The 21952-nt window shown below is 39.3% G+C and carries 17 protein-coding genes and 1 pseudogene; 9 read left to right on the top strand and 9 right to left on the bottom strand.

Translation table 11 applies throughout. The features are described from left to right. Positions 1-5 precede the first annotated feature (5 nt). Both L0B53_RS10795 and L0B53_RS10800 read left to right on the top strand, forming a co-directional pair. A complete protein-coding gene (locus L0B53_RS10795; protein WP_235062042.1) occupies positions 6-677 on the top strand; it encodes a TIGR01621 family pseudouridine synthase in 672 nt (223 codons plus the stop codon). Between the two features lie 165 nt (positions 678-842). Beyond that, positions 843-1790, top strand: coding sequence for a class I SAM-dependent methyltransferase (locus tag L0B53_RS10800; RefSeq protein ID WP_235062232.1), 948 nt, complete (start codon positions 843-845; stop codon positions 1788-1790). 62 nt (positions 1791-1852) lie between these two features. On the opposite strand, the gene gspS2 is transcribed toward L0B53_RS10800, so the two are convergent. Then, on the bottom strand, positions 1853-2248 hold the full coding sequence (gene gspS2 / locus L0B53_RS10805; RefSeq protein ID WP_235062043.1) for a type II secretion system pilot lipoprotein GspS-beta: 396 nt from the start codon (positions 2246-2248) through the stop codon (positions 1853-1855). Between the two features lie 224 nt (positions 2249-2472). Between gspS2 and L0B53_RS10810 the strand changes: the two are divergent. The 4 genes and pseudogenes from L0B53_RS10810 (at position 2473) to rnd (ending at position 8732) form a co-directional block, all read left to right on the top strand. Beyond that, a pseudogene (locus L0B53_RS10810) lies at positions 2473-4442 on the top strand (ATP-dependent DNA helicase). A gap of 266 nt (positions 4443-4708) precedes the next feature. Next, positions 4709-5410, top strand: a complete 702-nt coding sequence (gene tsaB, locus L0B53_RS10815; protein ID WP_235062044.1) for a tRNA (adenosine(37)-N6)-threonylcarbamoyltransferase complex dimerization subunit type 1 TsaB — start codon at positions 4709-4711, stop codon at positions 5408-5410. Between the two features lie 270 nt (positions 5411-5680). Continuing rightward, a complete protein-coding gene (fadD, locus tag L0B53_RS10820) occupies positions 5681-7366 on the top strand; it encodes a long-chain-fatty-acid--CoA ligase FadD (RefSeq protein ID WP_235062045.1) in 1686 nt (561 codons plus the stop codon). 238 nt (positions 7367-7604) lie between these two features. After that, positions 7605-8732, top strand: a complete 1128-nt coding sequence (rnd, locus tag L0B53_RS10825; protein WP_235062046.1) for a ribonuclease D — start codon at positions 7605-7607, stop codon at positions 8730-8732. A 99-nt stretch (positions 8733-8831) separates the two neighbouring features. Here the strand turns inward: rnd and minE are convergent, their stop codons facing one another. Genes minE through minC form a run of 3 tightly spaced genes read right to left on the bottom strand, consistent with a single transcriptional unit; the run spans position 8832 to position 10605 of the window. Continuing rightward, positions 8832-9092 carry a cell division topological specificity factor MinE gene (minE, locus tag L0B53_RS10830; protein WP_235062047.1) on the bottom strand — a complete coding sequence of 87 codons (261 nt, stop codon included), beginning with the start codon at positions 9090-9092 and terminating at the stop codon, positions 8832-8834. Between the two features lie 6 nt (positions 9093-9098). Then, complete coding sequence (gene minD, locus L0B53_RS10835) at positions 9099-9908, bottom strand: septum site-determining protein MinD (protein ID WP_235062048.1); 810 nt, start codon at positions 9906-9908, stop codon at positions 9099-9101. A 22-nt stretch (positions 9909-9930) separates the two neighbouring features. Then, positions 9931-10605 (bottom strand): septum site-determining protein MinC, encoded by a 675-nt coding sequence (gene minC, locus L0B53_RS10840; RefSeq protein WP_235062049.1) that lies wholly within the window; start codon positions 10603-10605, stop codon positions 9931-9933. A gap of 213 nt (positions 10606-10818) precedes the next feature. On the opposite strand from minC, the gene L0B53_RS10845 reads away from it, so the two are divergent. Beyond that, positions 10819-11088 carry a YcgL domain-containing protein gene (locus tag L0B53_RS10845; protein ID WP_235062050.1) on the top strand — a complete coding sequence of 90 codons (270 nt, stop codon included), beginning with the start codon at positions 10819-10821 and terminating at the stop codon, positions 11086-11088. Between the two features lie 22 nt (positions 11089-11110). Next, on the top strand, positions 11111-12070 hold the full coding sequence (locus L0B53_RS10850; RefSeq protein ID WP_235062051.1) for a lytic transglycosylase domain-containing protein: 960 nt from the start codon (positions 11111-11113) through the stop codon (positions 12068-12070). 81 nt (positions 12071-12151) lie between these two features. On the opposite strand, the gene L0B53_RS10855 is transcribed toward L0B53_RS10850, so the two are convergent. Further along, positions 12152-12904 (bottom strand): enoyl-CoA hydratase-related protein, encoded by a 753-nt coding sequence (locus tag L0B53_RS10855; protein ID WP_235062052.1) that lies wholly within the window; start codon positions 12902-12904, stop codon positions 12152-12154. Positions 12905-13087: 183 nt separating this feature from the next. Beyond that, entirely contained in the window at positions 13088-15760 is a 2673-nt protein-coding gene (gene adhE / locus L0B53_RS10860) for a bifunctional acetaldehyde-CoA/alcohol dehydrogenase (protein ID WP_235062053.1), read from the bottom strand. Between the two features lie 755 nt (positions 15761-16515). Here adhE and L0B53_RS10865 point away from each other — a divergent pair. Continuing rightward, a complete protein-coding gene (locus tag L0B53_RS10865) occupies positions 16516-17157 on the top strand; it encodes a YchE family NAAT transporter (RefSeq protein ID WP_235062054.1) in 642 nt (213 codons plus the stop codon). 138 nt (positions 17158-17295) lie between these two features. Here L0B53_RS10865 and L0B53_RS10870 read toward each other — a convergent pair whose 3' ends face one another. The 3 genes from L0B53_RS10870 to fadB all read right to left on the bottom strand — a co-directional run bounded on the left by L0B53_RS10870 (position 17296) and on the right by fadB (position 21925). Then, the gene (locus L0B53_RS10870) at positions 17296-18507 is read right to left on the bottom strand and encodes a CaiB/BaiF CoA-transferase family protein (RefSeq protein WP_235062055.1); all 1212 of its coding nucleotides are present in this window, start codon (positions 18505-18507) and stop codon (positions 17296-17298) included. 96 nt (positions 18508-18603) lie between these two features. Continuing rightward, positions 18604-19770 (bottom strand): acetyl-CoA C-acyltransferase FadA, encoded by a 1167-nt coding sequence (gene fadA / locus L0B53_RS10875; protein WP_235062056.1) that lies wholly within the window; start codon positions 19768-19770, stop codon positions 18604-18606. Between the two features lie 13 nt (positions 19771-19783). Continuing rightward, positions 19784-21925 (bottom strand): fatty acid oxidation complex subunit alpha FadB, encoded by a 2142-nt coding sequence (gene fadB, locus L0B53_RS10880; RefSeq protein WP_235062057.1) that lies wholly within the window; start codon positions 21923-21925, stop codon positions 19784-19786. Positions 21926-21952 lie beyond the last annotated feature (27 nt).

Here is a 21952-nt window from a genome sequence, read left to right on the forward strand (position 1 = left end):
ATGACATGTATAAAGTCGTCTTTCAAACCACCGATTTTTATTTAATTAATAAGCAAGCAGGCGTGAGTGTGCATCGTGATGAGCTTGAATGTGGGTTGTTAGATCGTATGCGTCAACAATTGGGTGATAAGCAACTTTATTTGATTCATCGCTTAGATAAAATGACCTCTGGCCTTTTATTGATTGGGCGTAATAAACAAGCAGCCTCGATACTCTCTCAATTATTTGCCAACCGCCAAGTTGAAAAATATTACCTTGCAATTAGTGGTAAAAAACCGAAGAAAAAGCAAGGAGTGGTCATTGGTGATATGGCTCAAGGTCGCCGTAGTGGCTGGAAGTTGATCAGTAGTAAAGAGAACCCTGCAATTACTCAATTCTATAGTCTTAGTGTGAAAGCAGGTGAACGCCTTTTCCTTTGTCGTCCTCATACTGGAAAAACCCATCAAATTCGTGTTGCTTTAAAAAGTGTAGGTTCGCCAATATTAGGTGATGAAACCTATGCTGGTGCGAAAGCTGATCGCGGTTACCTTCATGCGTATAGCCTCTCATTTAACTACTTAGATAAAGCGTACTGTTTTGTTGAGATCCCAGACGATGGAGAACACTGGCCAACAAAAGAACAATTAGCTGAATGGGCAAATCCAATACAGTTACCATGGCCAAAACTGAATAAGTAAATTTAATCTGTTTTATTTTTTATTTGAGATTTTTAGGGTGTTAATCACATTTTAACACGGACTAGCAATATCAATTACTTTAGGAATCATTGTATTAACTTGTTCGCCTTAAATATAAAATAATTTCCTCCACTTTTAGTAGATTACCGTAGTAGATTAATGATGATGAATTCAACACAACTTCCACTTTTTATCACACATTTAACCAGTCATTTAAATTCAGTTCAACCAGATGAAGTTGTTCGGGTTTTTCATGGTCGAGGACAAGTTTGGCCTGGGTTAGAGCAGATTACTGCTGACTGGATTGGTGGATATTTGCAAGTTTCACTGTTTAAACCCTGTGAAGATGATTTTCTTAATAGTTTAAAAGCACAGCTTCTTGAGTTGAGTAATAGCCCATTATGGCCACAAATTCATGGGCAAGGGCTTTATATTCAACATCGCTATCAAAATCCAATTACTATTGATACCTTAGTTGGTGAGATCCCTTCGACACTTGTGGCGCAAGAGCGCGGACTCAACTATAAATTCTCCTTAGGGACGAACCAAAATATTGGTCTGTTTTTAGATATGGTTGATGGCCGTAGTTGGGTTAAGTCACAGTCAAAAAATAGCGCAGTTTTGAATCTTTTCTCTTATACGTGTGGTTTTTCAGTCGCTGCAATTGCAGGAGGAGCGGATCGTGTTGTTAATGTTGATATGGCTAAATCATCCCTCAGCCGTGGTCGTGATAACCACAAATTAAATCAACATGATATTAGCGGGAAAGTCTCTTTCTTGGGGCATGATATTTTTAAATCGTGGGGAAAGATTAAAAAATTAGGCGGCTATGATCTGATTATTATCGATCCGCCCTCTTTCCAAAAAGGCAGTTTTGCGGCAACTAAGGATTATCAGCGTATTTTACGTCGCTTGCCAGATCTACTTAATGCGGGAGGACACGTTCTGGCTTGTGTCAATGCACCGTCACTAACATCTCAATTTCTAATCGATGAAATGGCGCGAGAAGCACCTGATTTAACCTTTATTCGTCGGTTAGAGAATCCAGCTATCTTTGCTGATATTGACTCTGAAGCCGCTTTAAAAGTTTTACTCTTTAAGGATCAAGCTTAACTAACAAAAATCGATAGTGATTGTTAATAATTAGCAAAGGGGAGTCAGGTACTCCCTTTTTCTTATAGCATCTTATCTTGTTGAAGCTTCTGACAATCAGCTTCTGCAATATTGCGCTCAACAATCGTTCGGCCACGATTATCTTTGATAATAATTCGGTAAGTGACCCCTTTTGTTAATAGAGAGCGAAGCTCGGGATCTCGACAATAGTTTAGGGCACTTTCTGTCGCATAAATACCGTTGTGATCATTACCTGTATCTAACATAATCAACTCGACCATCGTCTCTTTAGATTTAACATCTAAGAGCTTAAATGGACCCAGATCCATCGGCATTGGTAGATTTTTTAATACACTAGCTCGATGGCTAGCTAATGCTTCTGCTTCACTGTTTTTATTGGCGCAACCACTAAGCAGAAAAAAAGCCATAAAAAATGTAATAATATAAGATAATTTCATAATAATATTCTGAGTCCCTAAAAAAGAGATTGTGCCATGTATTTGGGTTATCCGCCAAGGTTTCTGAATAGAAAGTATAGGTATATACCTAAAATAATTAGAGTTGCTAGTAGGCGGTAAGCAAGTAAGGCCCCATGAATATAGATGTACTCTATGATTGGGGCGAACGAGTACAACCAACAACCTAGCGACTTCAAATATGAAGGGTATACAACGGATTAATAATGAATATAAAAAACTATTTTTCATCAGATGGCGTCTTAGCCCAAGCAATTAAGGGCTTTCAGCCTCGAACCTCGCAAACTGAAATGGCAGAAGCAATTGCTCAGGCGATTGAAGACCAATCCCAATTGGTGATTGAGGCGGGAACGGGAACAGGGAAAACCTTCGCTTATTTAGTTCCAATTTTAATGAGCGGAAAAAAAGTATTATCAGTACAGGCTCAAAAAATTTACAAGAGCAGCTATTTCATCGAGATTTACCGTTGATGGTCTCCTCCTTGGGGTATACCGGGGTGATTGCGCTACTAAAAGGACGATCCAATTATCTTTGTATTGAACGCTTAGATCGAGAGTTGGCAGAAAGTCATCGTCCTCAAGCGGATCGAACTCTTTTTCATCAATTAACTCAGGTTCGTCGTTGGCAGTCAGAAAGTAAAAATGGTGATCTGTCTGAATGTGAAAGTTTACCTGAAGATAGTCCGGTTATTCGTACCATTACCTCAACGAACGATAACTGTTTAGGTAAAGAGTGCCCAAGTTTTAGTGACTGTTTTATTGTTAAAGCTCGAACTAAAGCGATGGAAGCGGACATAGTGGTGGTGAATCATCATCTTTTCTTAGCGGATATGGCGATTAAAGAGACGGGCTTTGGCGAGTTAATTCCAGAAGCAGAACTGTTTGTTTTTGATGAAGCCCATCAAATTCCCGACATTGCCAGTCAATACTTTGGTTCTACGTTTAGCAGTCGTCAACTGCAAGCCCTAGCAAAAGATATCGAATTAGCATATCGAACCGAAGCAAGAGATGTTCGACAATTACAGAAAACCGCAGATCGACTTCTTCAAGCGTCAATGGAGATGCAGATTGTGTTAGGAGAGCCGGGCTATCGAGGAAATTGGCGACAGGCGCTAAATAACAGTGCCATTAGTCGAGAAGTCGAACGTTTAACCGATGTTTTGTCGTTAACTTACGATGTGCTAAAGCTGGTGGTAGGAAGAAGTGAATTAATTGATAGTGCCTTTGATCGTGCTACCCAATTAAAAGCTCAATTAGCCAGAGTGTGTGATACGTCGATTATGGGCTACTCCTATTGGTATGAGTGTTATAACCGTCATTTTAGCCTTAATATTACACCATTATCTGTGGCCGAAAAGTTCAGTCAACAGATTGCCAATTATGCCGGAAGTTGGGTTTTTACTTCAGCAACGTTAACCGTCGATGATGATTTTAACCATTTTAATCAACGATTAGGATTAAAGCCTAAGCAGCAACTCTCTCTGTTGAGTCCATTTGATTACCAATCTCAAGCTTTGCTCTGTGTTCCTCGTTTTTTACCTGAGGCGAACAGTTACGGCTTAGCGGATAAATTGATTGAAATGCTGCAACCGATTGTTGAAGTGAATCAAGGTCGCTGTTTCTTTTTATGTACTTCTCATCAAATGGTTCGAGAGCTTGCTGAGGGGTTTCGAGAAAAATTATCTCTACCCGTTCTGGCTCAAGGAGAGATGCCAAAACACAAACTGCTCAATGAGTATCTTGAACATGGCAATGCGATATTAGTGGCAACTGGGGCTTTTTGGGAAGGCGTTGATGTTAGAGGGCAAGCACTAAGCTGTGTTATCATTGATAAACTTCCTTTTACGGCTCCTGATGATCCTTTATTACGAGCACGGATAGAGGAGTGTCGACTCAATGGCGGTGATCCTTTTCAACAAGTTCAGATCCCTGATGCGGTGATCACCTTAAAGCAAGGGGTTGGGCGACTGATTCGTGATGAATCCGATCGCGGTGTGTTGATTATTTGTGATAATCGATTGGTTTCTCGTCAGTATGGCGCAACGTTTTTAGCCAGTTTGCCTCCGATCCCTCGTACGCGAGATTTGGAGTTAGCAATACAGTTCTTGGCAGCAATACCTGAACCAGAAAAAGAAAAGAACCTTAAACAAAAAGGGCAACGAGAAATCGAGCTATAGTATTAATAAATGATAGTATTAACAAGTCACTGTATTAAAAGTAAAGACTCTTTTTAATGCTGAACCAAATTGATTGATGATTCGATTTAGAGGCATCATCAAGATGTATACCTAAAGTAATTGGAGTTGCTAGTAGGCGGCAAGTGAATGAGAGCCCATGAGTATAGGCGTACTATATGATTGGGGCGAATGAGCATAGCCAACAACCTAGCAACTTCAAGTAAGAAGGGTATATGATTTTTTATAAAACCAACATTGGCATACCTATGACAAAGAAAATTTTAGCGGTAGATACTGCAACTGAAAACTGTTCTGTAGCACTTTTGATTGATGATCAAATCATTTTTCGTTCTGAGTTAGCCCCAAGAGAACATACCATTAAAATTTTGCCGATGGTGGATCAAGTTCTCTCTGAAGCAGAAGTTTCACTTTCTCAGCTAGATGGTTTGGCATTTGGTCGTGGTCCCGGTAGCTTTACTGGGGTTCGTATTGGGATTGGTATTGCTCAAGGTCTAGGATTTGGTGCTGATCTGCCAATGATTGGTGTTTCTACACTTGCAGCGATGGCGCAAGGGGCTTACCGTCAATTTGGCGCTGAGCATGTGCTATCTTCGATTGATGCTCGTATGTCAGAAATCTATTGGGGGCAATACCAGCGTCTAATCAATGGCGATTGGCAGTTAAATGAGCAAGAAGTTGTCTCAACGCCAGAGTTAATTTTAGAGCGGGTCTCTCTTGATCAAGAGAGAGAGTGGTTTCAAGTTGGAACAGGCTGGCAAGCTTATCCCGATTTATCTACGTTAGCGAAAAATAGCGTAACTACTGAACTGCTTTACCCTGATGCACAAGATATGGTGCATTTAGCACAATTTGCTCTAGCTCGTGGAGAAGTGGTTTCTGCTGAGGATGCAACACCTGTTTACCTTCGAGATACGGTTACTTGGAAAAAGCTTCCTGGTCGAGAATAGAGTCGGTCAATATGTTAAATAGCACCGGGCTCTATGACTGTCGGTGTTTTTATCATGAATTTTAATCGTGTAGGTATGATACCAGTTGTTATTAGGAAATAAAAAAATATCAAGTATGTTGAAATAACAAAGCTTCGTTATTGTTGCGTTAGCAATAAAGTTGTTGTTAATAACACAAATTTTCACTGGTAGGATAGTATTTATCTGATGATCGAATAAAATCATTGTCCCTTAAATACAATATATAAAAAAGAAGATAAGGAGAGTGCAGTGGATAAAATTTGGACTGACCAATACCCAGCAGGTGTGCCCGCAGAAATCGACCCTGATTGTTATTCATCATTAGTCGAAATGTTTGAGCGTTCAGTACAACGTTACGCTGATCAGCCAGCATTTATTAATATGGGTGAAGTGATGACATTTCGTAAGTTGGAGGAGCGCAGTCGTGCTTTTGCTGCTTACTTACAGAATGAATTGAAACTGAAAAAAGGCGATCGTGTCGCATTAATGATGCCAAATTTACTGCAATATCCCATTGCTCTGTTTGGTGTTCTTCGTGCTGGTTGTATTGCAGTTAATGTTAATCCATTGTATACCCCTAGAGAGTTAGAGCATCAATTAAATGACTCCGGTGCCGCAGCAATTGTTATTGTCTCTAACTTTGCTCATACATTAGAACAAATTGTTGATAAAACTGCGGTAAAACACGTTATTTTAACTAAGCTTGGCGATCAACTACCAACAGCTAAAGGTAAAATCGTTAATTTTGTCGTGAAATACGTCAAAAAAATGGTGCCTAAATATAGCCTACCACATGCGACTTCAATGAGAGTGGCATTACGTAAAGGCTATCGCATGCAGTATGTGAAACCTTTTATTGATGCCGAAGATATCGCATTCTTACAATATACGGGTGGAACGACAGGGGTAGCAAAAGGTGCTGTATTAACCCATCGTAATATGATCGCCAATGTGATGCAGGCTAAATCGATGTATAACCCTGTATTAGATGATGGTCGAGAGTATGTTGTTACTGCATTGCCGCTTTACCATGTTTTTGCTTTGACGGTAAACTGTTTGTTATTTATCGAAATTGGTGGGCGTAACTTATTGATTACGAATCCAAGAGATATGCCGGGCTTTATTAAAGAACTTAAAAAGGTTCCATTTACCGTATTAACCGGTGTTAACACATTATTTAACGGTTTATTGAATAATGAAGACTTTAAAGAGCTTGATTTCTCTCGTTTAAAACTGTCAATTGGCGGTGGCATGGCCGTTCAGCAGTCCGTTGCTGAGAACTGGCTACAGACGACGGGGCAGCGATTACTAGAAGGATATGGATTAACCGAGTGTTCACCTTTAGTTGCTGTAAATCCATTTAATGTAGAAGCATTCACTTCATCTATTGGCTTACCCGTTCCTTCAACGGAAGTTCGTTGGGTTGATGATGAAGGCGAGCCAGTGGCATTTGATCAACCTGGTGAGCTTCAAGTCCGAGGTCCTCAGGTGATGCAAGGATATTGGCAACGACCAGAAGCAACCCGAGAAGTATTAACTCATGATGGTTGGTTGTCAACGGGCGATGTTGTCATAATGAGTGACGATAACTACATCAAAATTATTGATCGTAAAAAAGACATGATTTTAGTCTCTGGGTTTAATGTTTACCCGAATGAAATTGAAGATGTTGTCGCATTACATGGTAAAGTACTTGAAGTGGCTGCGATTGGTGAGCCGAGTGATATTTCTGGTGAAATAGTTAAACTTTGTGTCGTTAAGCGAGATGATAGCTTAACGAAAGAGGAGTTAATTGCTCATTGTCGTGAGTATTTAACAGGCTATAAGATCCCTCGTGCCGTTGAGTTTTATGATGAATTACCAAAGTCGAATGTCGGAAAGATTTTACGTCGATTATTACGAGATGAAAATATTGCAGCCAAAGAGAAAAAGTAATTAACTTTAGTTCTACTGTCTGTATTCGTATTATTGGAGATTGATGATAACCACTCCTGTAATACGGTAACATCTTTATTCAAGCCAGCGTTATTGCTGGCTTTTTAATAATAATCTAGTCAGGCTGTTGATATTTAACAATGATATTGCGCTGTTTATCAATAAACTAAAGCTAATCTTGGTGTTAAATAACATAAACTTTCAATGATATAGCCATTAAATAATATAGGTATTAAGTGTGAATTTTACAATTATCTCGGATACAGAGCAGCTCAATCGAGCCTGTTTAACTGCATCAACGCATCCAACCATTATGCTCGATACTGAGTTTGTAAAAACTCGAACACTTTATCCTCGCTTAGGGCTGATTCAGCTTTATGATGGTGAAAATCTCTCTTTGATTGATCCGATCGCAATTGAAGATATGTCTTCGCTATGGGATCTTTTGGTTAACCCTGATGTATTAAAAGTGTTGCACGCCTGTAGTGAAGACCTAGAAGTTTTTCTTAATGAGTGTGGTCAATTACCAACACCAATGTTTGATACTCAAATTATGGCGGCATTTCTTGGTCATGGATTATCAACAGGGTTTGCTGCTCTTGTTAAAGAATACTTTGAGGTAGAGTTAGATAAAGGGGAGTCTCGTACTGATTGGATGGCACGTCCCCTGTCTGATAAGCAGTTAAAATACGCCGCGGCAGATGTTTATTATCTGTATCCACTTTTTGAAGTGTTACAACAAAAAGTGAATAAAGAAGGTAAAAAGCAGGCGTTAGATTATGAATGTCAGGCTATGCTCGATAAAAAGCGTAAAGTTGCAGATTTAGATTGTGCCTATTTAGATATTAAAAATAGCTGGCAACTTGATCCAAAGGAACTGGCTATTTTGAAGATTGTTGCAAAATGGCGACAATTAGAAGCAAGAAAGCGTAACTTGGCATTGAATTTTGTCGTAAAAGAGGCAAATTTATGGAAATTAGCTCGTTATCAACCAACCAATAAGTCTGAACTGTTTGAGTTAGGTTTTGAAAAGATGGAGATCCATTACCATGGTGGTCGCCTATTACAGATGGTTGAACAAGGTAAAATTTTACCGGAAAGTGAGTATCCAGAAAAAATCACACGAATTATTGATTATCCAAACTACAAAGAGTTGATGACAAAACTGCGCCAAATAGTTTCGACTGTTGCTACAAAGTATCAGTTAGCACCTGAGTTTATTGCATCAAAGCGTCAGCTAAATCAGTTGTTAAGTTGGGCGTGGAAGTACCAATGTGCGGATGATAAGCGCCCTGAAGTGATTAAAGGGTGGCGATTAGAATTGGTGGGTCGAGAGCTTTTAGAATTACTCTCACCGGAGGAATAAGTCGTTTTCATCTTTATCTGATGCTCAAAAAGGCGTACAGAGGTTTTTTAACTAATCCTAGTTTAAACTTTCTGTACGCCTTTTTTATCACCTTTGAGCTTACTTATCTTCAGGTAATGTGACATTCAGTTCTAGTACAGAAAGATCATCTTCTTTCTGCTCTAATGATACTGAAACTTGTTCAGGGGTGATTTCAACATATTTTTGAATCACTTCCAGAATGTCTTTTTTCAACTGAGGTAAGTATGCAGGTGAAGTACTGCCCATACCACGACGTTCTGCTACGATAATTTGTAAACGCTCTTTTGCTACATTTGCTGTTTTCTTTTTCTGAGGAAGAAAAAACTCTAATAGTGCCATAATGTATTATCCTCCAAAAAGACGTTTGAAAATGCCTTTCTTTTCTTCTTCTAAGAAACGAAAAGCAACATCTTCACCTAAAAGGCGAGCAACAGTATCGGTATATGCTAAGCCTGCATCTGACTCATTATCAAAAATAACAGGAACCCCTTTATTTGATGCGTTCAGTACCGCTTGGCTTTCAGGTATCACACCTAATAATGGAATATGTAGGATCTCTTCAACATCCTCAACACTTAGCATTTCGCCTTGGTTCACACGGGCTGGATTATATCGAGTTAATAAAAGGTGTTGTTTAACTTGCTCACCCGCTTCAGCTCGGCGAGATTTTGAGTCAAGGATACCTAGAATACGGTCAGAGTCGCGTACTGAGCTCACCTCTGGATTTGTGGTCACAATGGCTTCATCCGCAAAATAGAGTGCCATTAAAGCACCGGTTTCAATCCCTGCCGGGGAATCACAGATAATGAAGTCGAATCCCATTTCATCCATGTCATTCAGCACCTTTTCTACACCCGCTTGGGTTAGGGCATCTTTGTCTCGAGTCTGAGACGCTGGAAGAATGAAGAGGTTTTCTGTGCGCTTATCTTTGATTAGAGCTTGATTGAGATTTGCCTCTTCATTGATTACGTTAACAAAATCATAAACAACTCGACGCTCGCATCCCATAATAAGGTCTAAGTTACGTAAACCAATATCAAAGTCGATAACAACTGTTTTCTTTCCCGCCATTGCTAATCCTGAAGCGATGGCAGCGCTGCTGGTGGTTTTACCAACACCGCCTTTGCCTGATGTGATGACAATTATACGTGCCATATTCTTTCCTTATTGATGAAACCTATAATACGAGAGGCGTGAGTTTTATTTGATCGTCAACTAATTGAAATCGACCACTTTTCTTCCAAAATTCTTTTGGTATCTTATCACTGAGCCAATATTGACCCGCAATTGAAACGAGCTCTGCCTGAATATCTTTACAAATAATAGAAGCTTGCTCTTGCCCTGATGCACCAGCAATTGCTCGACCACGTAATGATCCATAGATATGAATACTACCATCTGCAATGATCTCAGCCCCAGGATTTACATGCGTTAAGATAACTAGATCACTATCTTTCGCGTAAATCTGTTGTCCAGAGCGCACTGGCGTTGAAATAACCTTGGTTGGTGTCATTGTATTCTGTTGTTCTTTTATGGCTTTTGCCGTATTCATGATGGCAAATCCAGCTGATTTCGCTTCAGCTTGCCTTTCTTGGTCTGAACAGCCAGAAATACCAACAGGGATAAAGCCTGCCTCAGTGACCACCTCTTTTAATGAAACGAAGTCAATTTTACTATTAATCTCTGTGTCGACTTTTTCAATATTGATGACAACTGGAGCACCTTGAAAAAAAAGCGGAGCTTGTGCAACTTTTTTTGTGAGCATCTCTTTTGTCTGTTGCATATCAGTATTGTGTAAATGAAGGACAGATAGTGTGAAACTACTTCCTTTTAGCTCTGCAGGTGTTGTCATGGTTTAAATATCCATTTACTTTAGTGATAAAATGCAAAAATTTCCTACTGTCAATTGAGCGTGCTATATTCTAGCTAACAACTGGTTGAATAATACTATTTTACTTTTTAAAACATGAAGTAGTTGTTATTTTATTGAGACATTAAAAAAACATCGTTATATATTAATAATACAGTTTTTTTTAAAATTTTTTAAACTTTTTAGGTAATAATTATGATTTGTGCGATTTATCGTAGTCCAAAGAAACTATCTACATATTTATACGTCAAACAGAGAGATGACTTCTCTGCTGTCCCGGCTGAATTGATGAAAACTTTTGGTCGTCCAGAGTTTACAATGTTGATAAAACTGATGGGAGAGCGAAAATTAGCGCAAGCTGATATTGAAGTGGTTAAAAAAGCACTGGATGAAAAAGGCTATTATTTACAATTACCGCCACCACCAGTAAATTATTTAGAAGAGTATAAAAAATCAAAACAGTGATTTTTTATAGAAAGGAGTCGCAATGAGAATAAAAAAAATAGCATTGGTACTAAGTGTGGGGTTTTCGTTTTTGTTAACGCCCACTGTCTCGATCGCGACAACTTTTGAGCAGTATGTCTCAGAATTAAAAAAAGAAGCATTAGATAAAGGGTACTCTAATATATTGGTTAATCAGGCATTTGCTAATTTAACCTATAAAGAAAAAGTGGTAAAAGCAGATAGAAATCAACCAGAAAAGCGTTTAACCCTACAAGAATATATTCCTAAAGCGGTTCCTGCTTGGAAAATAAAGCAAGCAAACCAGCTGTATCAACAAAACTATCAGGTACTCCAGGAAATTGGAAAGGAGTATGGGGTTCAACCTCGTTTTATTGTTGCTTTATGGGGGGTTGAGAGTAATTTTGGTCGTTTAATGGGAAATCATAATGTCTTTCAAGCATTAACGACCTTAGCTTATGAAGGGCGTCGTGAAGCATTTTTTCGATCTGAGATCTTTTCAGCATTAGATATCGTTCAACAAAAACATATCTCTGTCGAAAAAATAAAAGGATCTTGGGCTGGTGCGATGGGACAGAATCAGTTTATGCCAAGTTCATTTTTAAACTATGCTGTTGATGGTGACAACGATGGTAAAATGGACATTTGGTATAATAAAGCCGATGTCTTTGCTTCGACTGCTAACTACTTAAAGCAAGTGGGGTGGGATGATAAATATATTTGGGGACGACAAGTTATCGTACCTGAACGTCTCAATCATCTTAAAAATGAGACGAAAAAATTGGTGGAGTGGCAATATTTAGGTGTGCGTCGCTCAAATAAAATGGTATTGCCTAAAGCGGATATTGAAGCACGTTTGATTCAACCTGACGGTGGAAATGGCGTTTCTTACCTTGTTTATGGTAATTATGAAGCGTTATTACGTTGGAATCGCTCTCACTATTTTGCATTAGCAGTAAGTAATCTTGCTGATAATATTAAGTAGTCTTGTCTTATTTGAGGTTGCTAGGCGGATTTAACTGCACTAGCAGCTTCAAACATGAATAATATATCTTTTTTGATTCATTTAATGGCGAAGAAATTTAGCAAAAATCTCTTTTGCTTCCTTACTTTTTAATAGTCTGTCAAAAATGATTAACTCTTTTTTCATCTGTTCTCTGATCTCTTCTTTATTATATTTTATTAACTGTTTTGTTGCTGCTAATGCGATTTGTGGTTGGGAGGCTAACTTTTCAGCTTGAGTAAAAGCAAATTGAAAAACTAGCTCTGTTTCAATGATCTTATTGATTAAACCATCATCAAGGGCTTGTTGTGCCGAGAATGGTTCTCCCAACATTAACAGCTCATTAGCTCTAGTTTGACCGACTATTTGAGGTAACAACTGACTAGCCCCTGCTTCTGGTGAGAGAGATAACTTAACAAAAGGAAGTTGAAATTGAGTATTGGGCCCACTGTAGATTAAATCGCAATGCAACAAGATTGTAGTGCCAATACCAATTGCAAGTCCAGTGACCGCAGCAATAATAGGTTTAGTTAGATCTAATAGGGTAAAAAGAAAATTAAAAGCGGGGTGATGTTGATCAATCTGAGCATTTTCTTTCTGGCTATGGCTCAAAAAGTCCGTTAAATCATTACCTGACGTAAAACAGTCTATTTGGCCTTGAAGAACAAAGGTGTTGATACTTAGATCTTGCTCTCCAGATTGTAATGCTTGAGTTAAAAGATCATACATCTCAAAGTTGATCGCATTCTTCTTTTCTGGTCGATTAATTGTAATAACACGAATGTTATTTATATCTTTAACTTGAATCAAGCTCATGATGGTATCCCTTTACTTATTGACTCTTGTCTCAATGTAAGCTTGGTTTGAGGTGAATTCAATAAGATGGGGTCGTTTTCTCATGACTCTGTGAATATATTAATAAAAAACGCCCCAAACTAATGAATAGTTCAGGGCGTTTTAATTTTTTGTTCTTTAGCTGATTAATCTGCTATAAAAACATTATTTTTTAGCTGGTTTTTTCTGGTCAGCTTTTTTCTTAATAACTGTCGTGCCTTCGAATGTCTCACCTTCAACATAAGCTTTACCATAGTAAGCAGCCGTTAATACTTCTTTTAGCTCAGAGATTAATGGGTAGCGAGGGTTTGCACCCGTACACTGGTCATCAAACGCTTCAACAGAAAGATCATCAAGCTTCGCTAGGAAGTCTGACTCATTAACACCAGCCGCTTGAATAGACATTGGAATATCTAGAGCCACTTTTAGCTCGTCTAACCATGTTAATAGACGTTCAATCTTCTGAGCAGTACGGTCACCTTTTTGGCTTAGACCTAAGTGGTCAGCAACTTCAGCGTAACGACGACGTGCTTGTGGACGGTCATACTGAGAGAATGCAGTCTGCTTAGTTGGGTTGTCGTTTGCGTTATAACGAACGACGTTAGAAATAAGTAGTGCATTAGCTAGGCCGTGTGGTACATGGAACTCAGCACCAATTTTGTGAGCCATTGAGTGACATACACCTAGGAATGCGTTAGCAAACGCGATGCCTGCGATTGTTGCTGCATTATGTACTTTCTCACGAGCAATTGGGTCAGCAGCACCATTTGCGTAGCTTGATGGTAAGTACTCTTTTAGCATCTTAAGTGCTTGTAGCGCTTGGCCGTCAGAGTATTCATTCGCAAGAACAGAAACATAAGCTTCAAGTGCGTGAGTCACTGCGTCATAACCACCAAATGCAGTTAGTGACTTAGGCATGTTCATCACAAGGTTAGCATCAACGATTGCCATATTTGGCGTTAATTCGTAATCTGCTAATGGGTATTTAGCGCCAGTTTTGTCATCAGTAACAACCGCAAATGGTGTCACTTCAGAACCTGTACCCGATGTTGTTGTGATACAGACTAGCTCCGCTTTTTTACCCATTTTAGGGAACTTGTAAATACGTTTACGGATATCCATAAAGCGCATAGAAAGCTCTTCAAAGTGAGTTTCTGGGTGCTCGTACATAACCCACATAATCTTCGCTGCATCCATTGGTGAACCACCACCTAGCGCGATGATAACATCAGGCTGGAAGCTCTGCATTGCTGCAGCACCTTTTTCAACAACAGATAACGTTGGATCTGCTTCTACATCAAAGAAAGTATGAACTTCGATACCTTGTGCTTTAAGTAGAGATACCACTTCATCAGCATAACCATTGTTGAATAGGAAACGGTCTGTTACTAGGAATGCACGTTTCTTATCTTCTAAATCACTCATTGCGATTGGAAGGCTACCACGACGGAAGTAGATTGATTTTGGTAGTTTGTGCCACAACATATTTTCAGCTCGCTTCGCTACTGTTTTCTTGTTGATAAGGTGCTTAGGACCTACGTTTTCAGAGATAGAGTTACCACCCCATGAACCACAACCTAATGTTAGTGATGGTGCAACGTTAAAGTTGTACAGATCACCGATACCGCCGTGAGTGGTTGGGATGTTAACAAGAATACGTGCTGTTTTTAGCTTATCACCAAAGTAACGAATACGGTCTGCATTCGTATCTTGGTTAGTGTATAGACCAGATGTATGACCGATACCACCGATTTCAACCATGGTTACTGCTTGAGCAACGGCATCTTCGAAGTTATCTGCACGGAATAGACCTAGTGTTGGAGATAGTTTTTCATGAGCGAATGAGTCGTCATAAGAAACTTTACCCAGACCTTCACCAACCAATACTTTAGTATCTGAAGGAACAGTTATACCCGCCATTTCAGCGATAGCAGAAGCTGGTTGACCAACGATTTTTGCGTTTAATGCACCATCGATAAGAAGAATTTTACGTACTTTATCTGCTTCTGATTTGCTTAAAACATACGCTTTGTGAGAAGCAAAACGCTCTTTAACTTCGTCATAAACTTCATCAACAACGATAGCAGCCTGCTCTGATGCACAAACAACACCGTTATCGAATGTTTTAGACATAAGAATAGAAGCAACCGCACGTTTGATATCAGCGGTTTCATCGATAACAACAGGAACGTTACCTGCACCAACACCGATAGCGGGTTTACCTGATGAATAAGCCGCTTTAACCATGCCTGGACCACCAGTTGCAAGGATAAGGTTGATATCGTCATGCTTCATTAATGCATTTGATAATTCAACTGAAGGCTGGTCAATCCAACCAATGATATCTTTTGGTGCACCAGCTGCGACTGCCGCATCAAGAACAAGTTTTGCAGAATCATTTGTTGAGTTTTTAGCACGTGGATGTGGCGAGAAGATAATCGCATTACGTGTTTTTAAAGAGATAAGAGATTTAAAAATCGCTGTAGAGGTTGGGTTTGTTGTTGGAACAATACCACAGATAATACCTACAGGTTCCGCGATTGTCATCGTATTGAACTCTTCGTTCTCTTCTAAGATACCGCAAGTTTTTTCATCTTTATATTTGTTATAAATGAATTCTGAAGCGAAGTGGTTTTTAATAACCTTATCTTCGATGATACCCATACCTGACTCAGCAACAGCTTGTTGAGCTAGAGGGATACGCGCTTGGTTAGCAGCAAGAGAGGCAGCGCGGAAGATTTTGTCAACTTGCTCTTGAGAGAACGTTGAGAATTCTTTCTGTGCGGCTTTTACACGAGCAACTAAAGCGTCTAATTCAGTTAAATTTGTAACAGGCATGGTAACTCCTAATTTTATGAAAACTTTTTAATAAACAACCTAATTATAGGTACTTATTTATTGAAAGGTTTTTATTGATTATAGTTTCTTACATATTTGTACTTTTATAACACTTAAATTATTGCTTTAAAACGATTCTGTAATTAAGCTTCGTTCTATGGCAGTTATTATATCCCTCAATTCAACTTTTCTGTAATAATATTTCAGGAACTGATGATTTTTATGATCCATATCACTTTATGGGTATAATGTTTATTGTAAATGTGGGTAATTCTCCTTTTATTTCATAGTTGGTTCAAATTTTGCTATGAACTTAAACCTCATAATGTAAGAAAATAACCATAAAATAAAAAAGGTTGATGATTGATATGTCTCTGTTTTATCTCCTTCGTGCTTAAAGGACTAGACTAGGTTTATGACGGCACGGTTACTTTTAATCACTCCAATCATATAGAACAGGGCTGCTATACCTAAAATAATTGGCGTTGCTAGTAGGCGAACGAATGCAGCCAACAACCTAGCGACTTCAAGTATGAAGGGTATACATATATAAGGGGAATTCAGTTGTCATCTACTCGTTATTGCAATGGCTTTAAGCATATAGTTAACATAAGCTCTTTAGCATTAGTTTTACTAACGATCTCATTCAATATAATTGATTGGATTAGTGAATTATTTTAGATTAAAGTGTATTAATAAATTTATTTGCTAATAAATACACACTTTTTCTTATTAATCTTTTGGTATTTGGCTAAATGGAAACACTTAATTTTGCAATTTTTCTACAATTTTTTCTTGGTTTAGTGGCTGCGGTGAATCCGGTAGGTGTAATGCCTGTCTTTGTTTCTCTGTGTAGCTCTATGTCGGTGAAAGAACGTAATCATACCGCTTATATTGCTAATCTTGCCGTTGCTGTGATCTTGACCATTTCACTGCTTGCTGGGCAGATGTTACTGGATATGTTCAGTATTTCTCTCGACTCTTTCCGCGTTGCGGGTGGTTTTCTGCTATTAAGTATCGCATTTTCAATGATGAGCGGTAAGCTAGGTGAAGATAAGCAGAACAAACAAGAAGAGTCAGAATCGATTGGTCGTGAACAAATTGGTGTCGTTCCTCTTGCAATGCCATTAATGGCAGGCCCTGGTGCGATCAGCTCAACCATTGTTTATGCTGCACGCTATCCACAGCCTTTAAATTTAATGGGGTTAGCCGGTACCATTTTATTGTTTGCATTTTGTGTCTGGTTACTGTTCCGTGCAGCACCTTTGATTGTTCGCTTTCTAGGTCAAACGGGGATCAACGTGATTACCCGTATCATGGGTTTGATTCTTGCAGCACTAGGAATTGAGTTTATTACGACAGGCTTGAAAGTTTTGTTGCCAGGCTTAGGTGGTTAGTTAAGACGCGAATATTCAGCTAAATAATGAAACTGTAAAGAAGAAGCCACACTCTGTTTTTAACTAGAAAGAGTTAATGAATGAGTATTGTGGCTTTTTTGTCTTCAAATTATTGTCAACTTTCAATTTTTAAGCTGATTAATGAATTTTATTGTTAGCTCTTAACTGATTAATGTGTTCGGATTGATAACCTAAACTTTGTAAGATTTCATTCGTATGCTCACCAATTTTTGGCGCTTGAGTAAAGGTAGGTTTTTCTATTGAGCTAAATGAGACGGGCGTATTGGCTAAAACGCTCTTTGTTCCATTTTTATGCTCGACTTCCATTAAGTAATCATTTTCCCATGCTTGTCGATCGTTTAAGACATCTTCCCAATGTAATATCTTTTCATGAGCAATGTCATTTTCGATAAGTAACACTTCCCACTCTTGACGATCTTTTGTTGCAAATTCAGCATCGAATATGTCAATGATCTCTTTTTTGTTTTTCAACATCCCCTTTATTGAACTGTAATTCTCATTTTCAGCTAGATCTGGGCGCTTTAAAACACCTTTACAGACTTGGGTCCATTGACGTTCAAAGTTTGTGGCGGCGAGTAATAACCACTCACCATCTTTGCATTGGTAGGAGTTAACAATTGGAGTTGGAGAGTTGTTATGACTAATTGGGTATTTTAAACCATAGCTTGTGGCGGCTAACATGGTCGAGAAGCAGTAAAGACTATTTTGATAGAGGCCAGATATCACTTTGTCGCCTATATTGGTTTTACTTCTTTTATATAGCCCAGCACACATTCCTGCTGCTAAGCTTGTGCCTGTTATGTGATCACCAAATGAGGCGTAAATGCTCATTGGGTTTCCCCCTTTTTCTACGGTATCGATCATCATGCCTGAGCGAGCAAGAAAGGCAGTAAGATCATAGCCGGGTTTATCTTTATCTGGTCCTTTTTCTCCATATCCTGCAACGATACCGTAGACTAAACTTGGGTGCTTTTGATGGATCTCTTCATAGGTTAAATGTAGTTTTTCTAGTGCTTGATTTCGATAATTTGTAATTAACCCATCAGCCGTTTTTAGGAGCTTATGAAGGATCTCTTGTCCTTCTTGCGTTCTGATATCGATAGAGATCGCTTTTTTATTGGCATTTTCTAAATCAAAGCAGGGGTTTTGATCATCAAATGTAGGCATGGCTAAGCTGCGACCAATAATACGATATTCATCGCCAAACTTAGGCTCTATCTTGATCACTTCAGCCCCCCAATCTGCTAACATTTTTGCTGCAACGGGAGCTGCAACATAGGTGGACATTTCTATAATTCTGACGCCATCTAGTGGTTTTTTATTATTCATTAGAGTTATCTCTCACTATATTAGGTTCCCTCTCTACCTGATGTGATTATTATTGTTATATCAATGATGAAGAGGGAGGTTATGTACGAATGAAATTTATTCGACTCGTTCAATAATCGTTGAGATTCCTTGTCCCATACCGATACACATTGTGGCTAAACCATATTTGCCACCTCGTTGCTCCATGACATTGATTAAGGTTCCAATGATTCTAGCTCCAGAGCAGCCTAATGGGTGTCCTAGAGAGATAGCGCCGCCATTCATATTGACTTTACTGTCCATTTCATTCCAAAGACCGAGATCTTTTAAGCAAGGGATTGCTTGCGCTGCAAAAGCTTCGTTGACTTCAGCAAAGTCGATCTGATCAATCGTTAGATTCGCTTTTTTCAGTGCTTTTTCTGTTGAAGGAACAGGACCATATCCCATAATTGCGGCAGGAACGCCTGCGGCGGCCAGTGAAATAACTCTGGCTCTAGGTTTGAGTCCGAGTGCTAATGCTTTCTCTTCGCTCATCACCAGTAAACAAGACGCACCATCTGATAAAGCTGAAGAGGTTCCTGCGGTAACCGTGCCATTGATAGGATCAAATGCTGGGCGCAGTTGAGAGAGTGATTTCTCAGTTGTTTCTGGGCGGATAACCTCATCACTTTTAACTAAGGTTGGTAGACCCTCTTCGTTATGACCCATCGTGGGTATGATCTCATTATCAAAACGTCCCTCAATTGGTGCTTGGTGAGCCAGTTTATGAGAACGGGCTGCTAACCTATCTTGTTCTTGACGTGTGACATTATACATTTGTCCTAATTTTTCTGCAGTAAGCCCCATCATTGCTGATGCTTGAGCAACCTTTTTATCTGTGGCTGGGTTTAGACTAATACCGGTTGTCATTGGGATATGTCCCATATGCTCAACACCACCGACTAAAATAGTATCGGCATCTCCAGCTTTAATCATCCTTGTTGCTGAGTGTAATGCTTCCATTGATGAGCCACATAAACGATTAACGGTGACTGCGGGGATCTCTACCGGTAATCCAGCCAGTAATGCGGCGTTTCTTGCAACATTAATCCCTTGTTCACCTGTCTGCTGCACACAGCCCCAAATAATGTCATCAATACTCTCTTCACACACTTCTGGGTGACGGTGGATCATGCTTTTCATTAAGTGAGCTGAAAGTGTATCAGCGCGAATATGACGGTAAACTCCATTTTTTGAACGCCCCATTGGGGTACGGATTGCATCGATAATTACAACATTTTTCATTTTAATACCCCAATTATGCGTAGAATTTTTGATTGTTGTTGATACGAGAGATTAAACCTTCAGGTAGATGATACAGTGCGCCAAGATGCTGATAAGTTTTCGCCACGTTAGCTAACTTATCTAAACCATAGAGATCCATGTAATAGAACAAGCCGCCTCTAAATGCAGGGAATCCTGTGCCATAAATCATCGCAATATCCGCTTCTTCTGGTGAGGCAACAATCCCTTCATCTAAACAACGAATCGCTTCAAACATCATTGGAATCATAAGACGCATCGTGATCTCATCGGTGGAGAACTCTTTGATACCATGACGAAGTGATTCAATAAGTTGATGGCTTGACTCTGAGGTTTGTGGGCGTAATCGACCGCGTTTATCGGTAACATGAGAATAGAAACCTTCACTGTTTTTCTGTCCTTGCTTACCGTTATTAAGTAGGGCGGTGAAGATATTTACCTCAGGCTTCGTTAAACGATTAGGGAAGGCATCATCCATCACATCAATACAATGTGCTGTTGTATCGAGACCGATAACATCAAGTAGGAGCGCAGGTCCCATTGGCCAACCAAATTGTTTACTCATGACTTTATCAATGGTTGGAATATCACCACCATCGATTAATAATTGATTAAACCCTAAGAAATAAGGTGTCAAGCAACGGTTGACCAAGAAGCCGGCACAGTCATTGACAACAATCGGTGTTTTACCTAATGAGGTGACATATTTAACGGCTTTTTCGATGGTTTGATCTGAACTTTTTTCTCCTCGAATAACCTCAACCAGAGGCATTCTTGGAACTGGGTTAAAGAAGTGAATACCACAGAAGTTTTCTGGCTTTTTCAACGCTTGAGCGAGACCACTGATCATCAATGTTGAGGTGTTGGATGCGATCATTGCATTAGGGGCAATCGTCTCTAATTCAGCGAGGACTTTCTCTTTAACCATTGGATTCTCAACAACAGCTTCAATAATTAAGTCGGTTATTTCTAATGGCTCATTGTGAAGTGTTGGTTGAATACGATTTAAAGTTTCTCCCATCTGTCGAGGGCTTTTTTTACCTCGGGTGACTTGTTTTGCAAGTAGCTTGTTGGCTTCATTTAACCCTAAATCTAAACCGGCTTTATTGATATCTTTTAATACAATGTCCATCTTGCGATAAGCTGAAACATAAGCAATGCCTCCGCCCATAATACCTGCGCCAATGACACCGACAACGTCAGTTTTTTCACCGTTCTTAGATAGTTTTTTGCTTTTACCTTTGACGGCCATATCAGCTAAGAAGATGGAAACAAGTGCATCAGCAACCCCACTTTCTACACACTGATTTAAACTTTTTCTCTCGATAGAAAGTGCTTCATCACGATGACAATAAGCGGAGTGCTCTATACAATCTAAGATAATATAAGGTGCAGGATAATGTTTTCCTGCTGCTTTGGCTGTCATTCCTCTGGCAGTATTGATTGAAAGTGCCAACTCATGTTGATTAAGGGTTAATGGCTCCCCCTTCTCTTTCTGACGAGCTTTCCAATCAAACTCGTTATTGATGCATGACGTTAATAATTTCTCAGCTTGTGCGATAGGGTCTGCATCTCGACTGATTATGCCGTCAGCATAGTGCAATGTTAATGCAGAGGTTGCTTTAAAGGTTTTCCCCGTGGTTAACCATTGTAAGGCCGTATCAACCCCTAAAATACGAGGTAGTCGAGTAGCGCCTCCCCAAGCCGGTAAAATTCCTAACTTTACTTCAGGTAAACTGACCTTAACATCTTCGGTGACTAGGCGGTACTCTGCAAGTAGTGACAGTTCGACACCACCACCGGCAGCGACACCATTAACGATAGCCACTTTAGGGAATGGGAGATCTTCGAGTTTATTGTAAATGCTATGAGCCCAAGTCAGATACTCAGAAATCGCAGGCTCACCCTCTTTAAATAATTCTCTGAAGGCTTTTACATCAGCGCCGGCGCTAAATAACGGTTTCCCTGATCGAATAATTAACCCTTTAATATCACTATTCGCAAGAAGAGAAACACACTTTTCTAACTCCTCAAGCGCTGATTTTCTTAGTGTATTGACAGGATCATTGAGGTCATTAAAAACTAATTCAGCGAAGACGCCACGTTGATTTACTTGAAAACTATTACCTTGATACATATTATTCTTCCTAGTTATCTAATGATA

It is taken from the genome of Vibrio sp. SS-MA-C1-2, assembly GCF_021513135.1.
GTDB lineage: Bacteria > Pseudomonadota > Gammaproteobacteria > Enterobacterales > Vibrionaceae.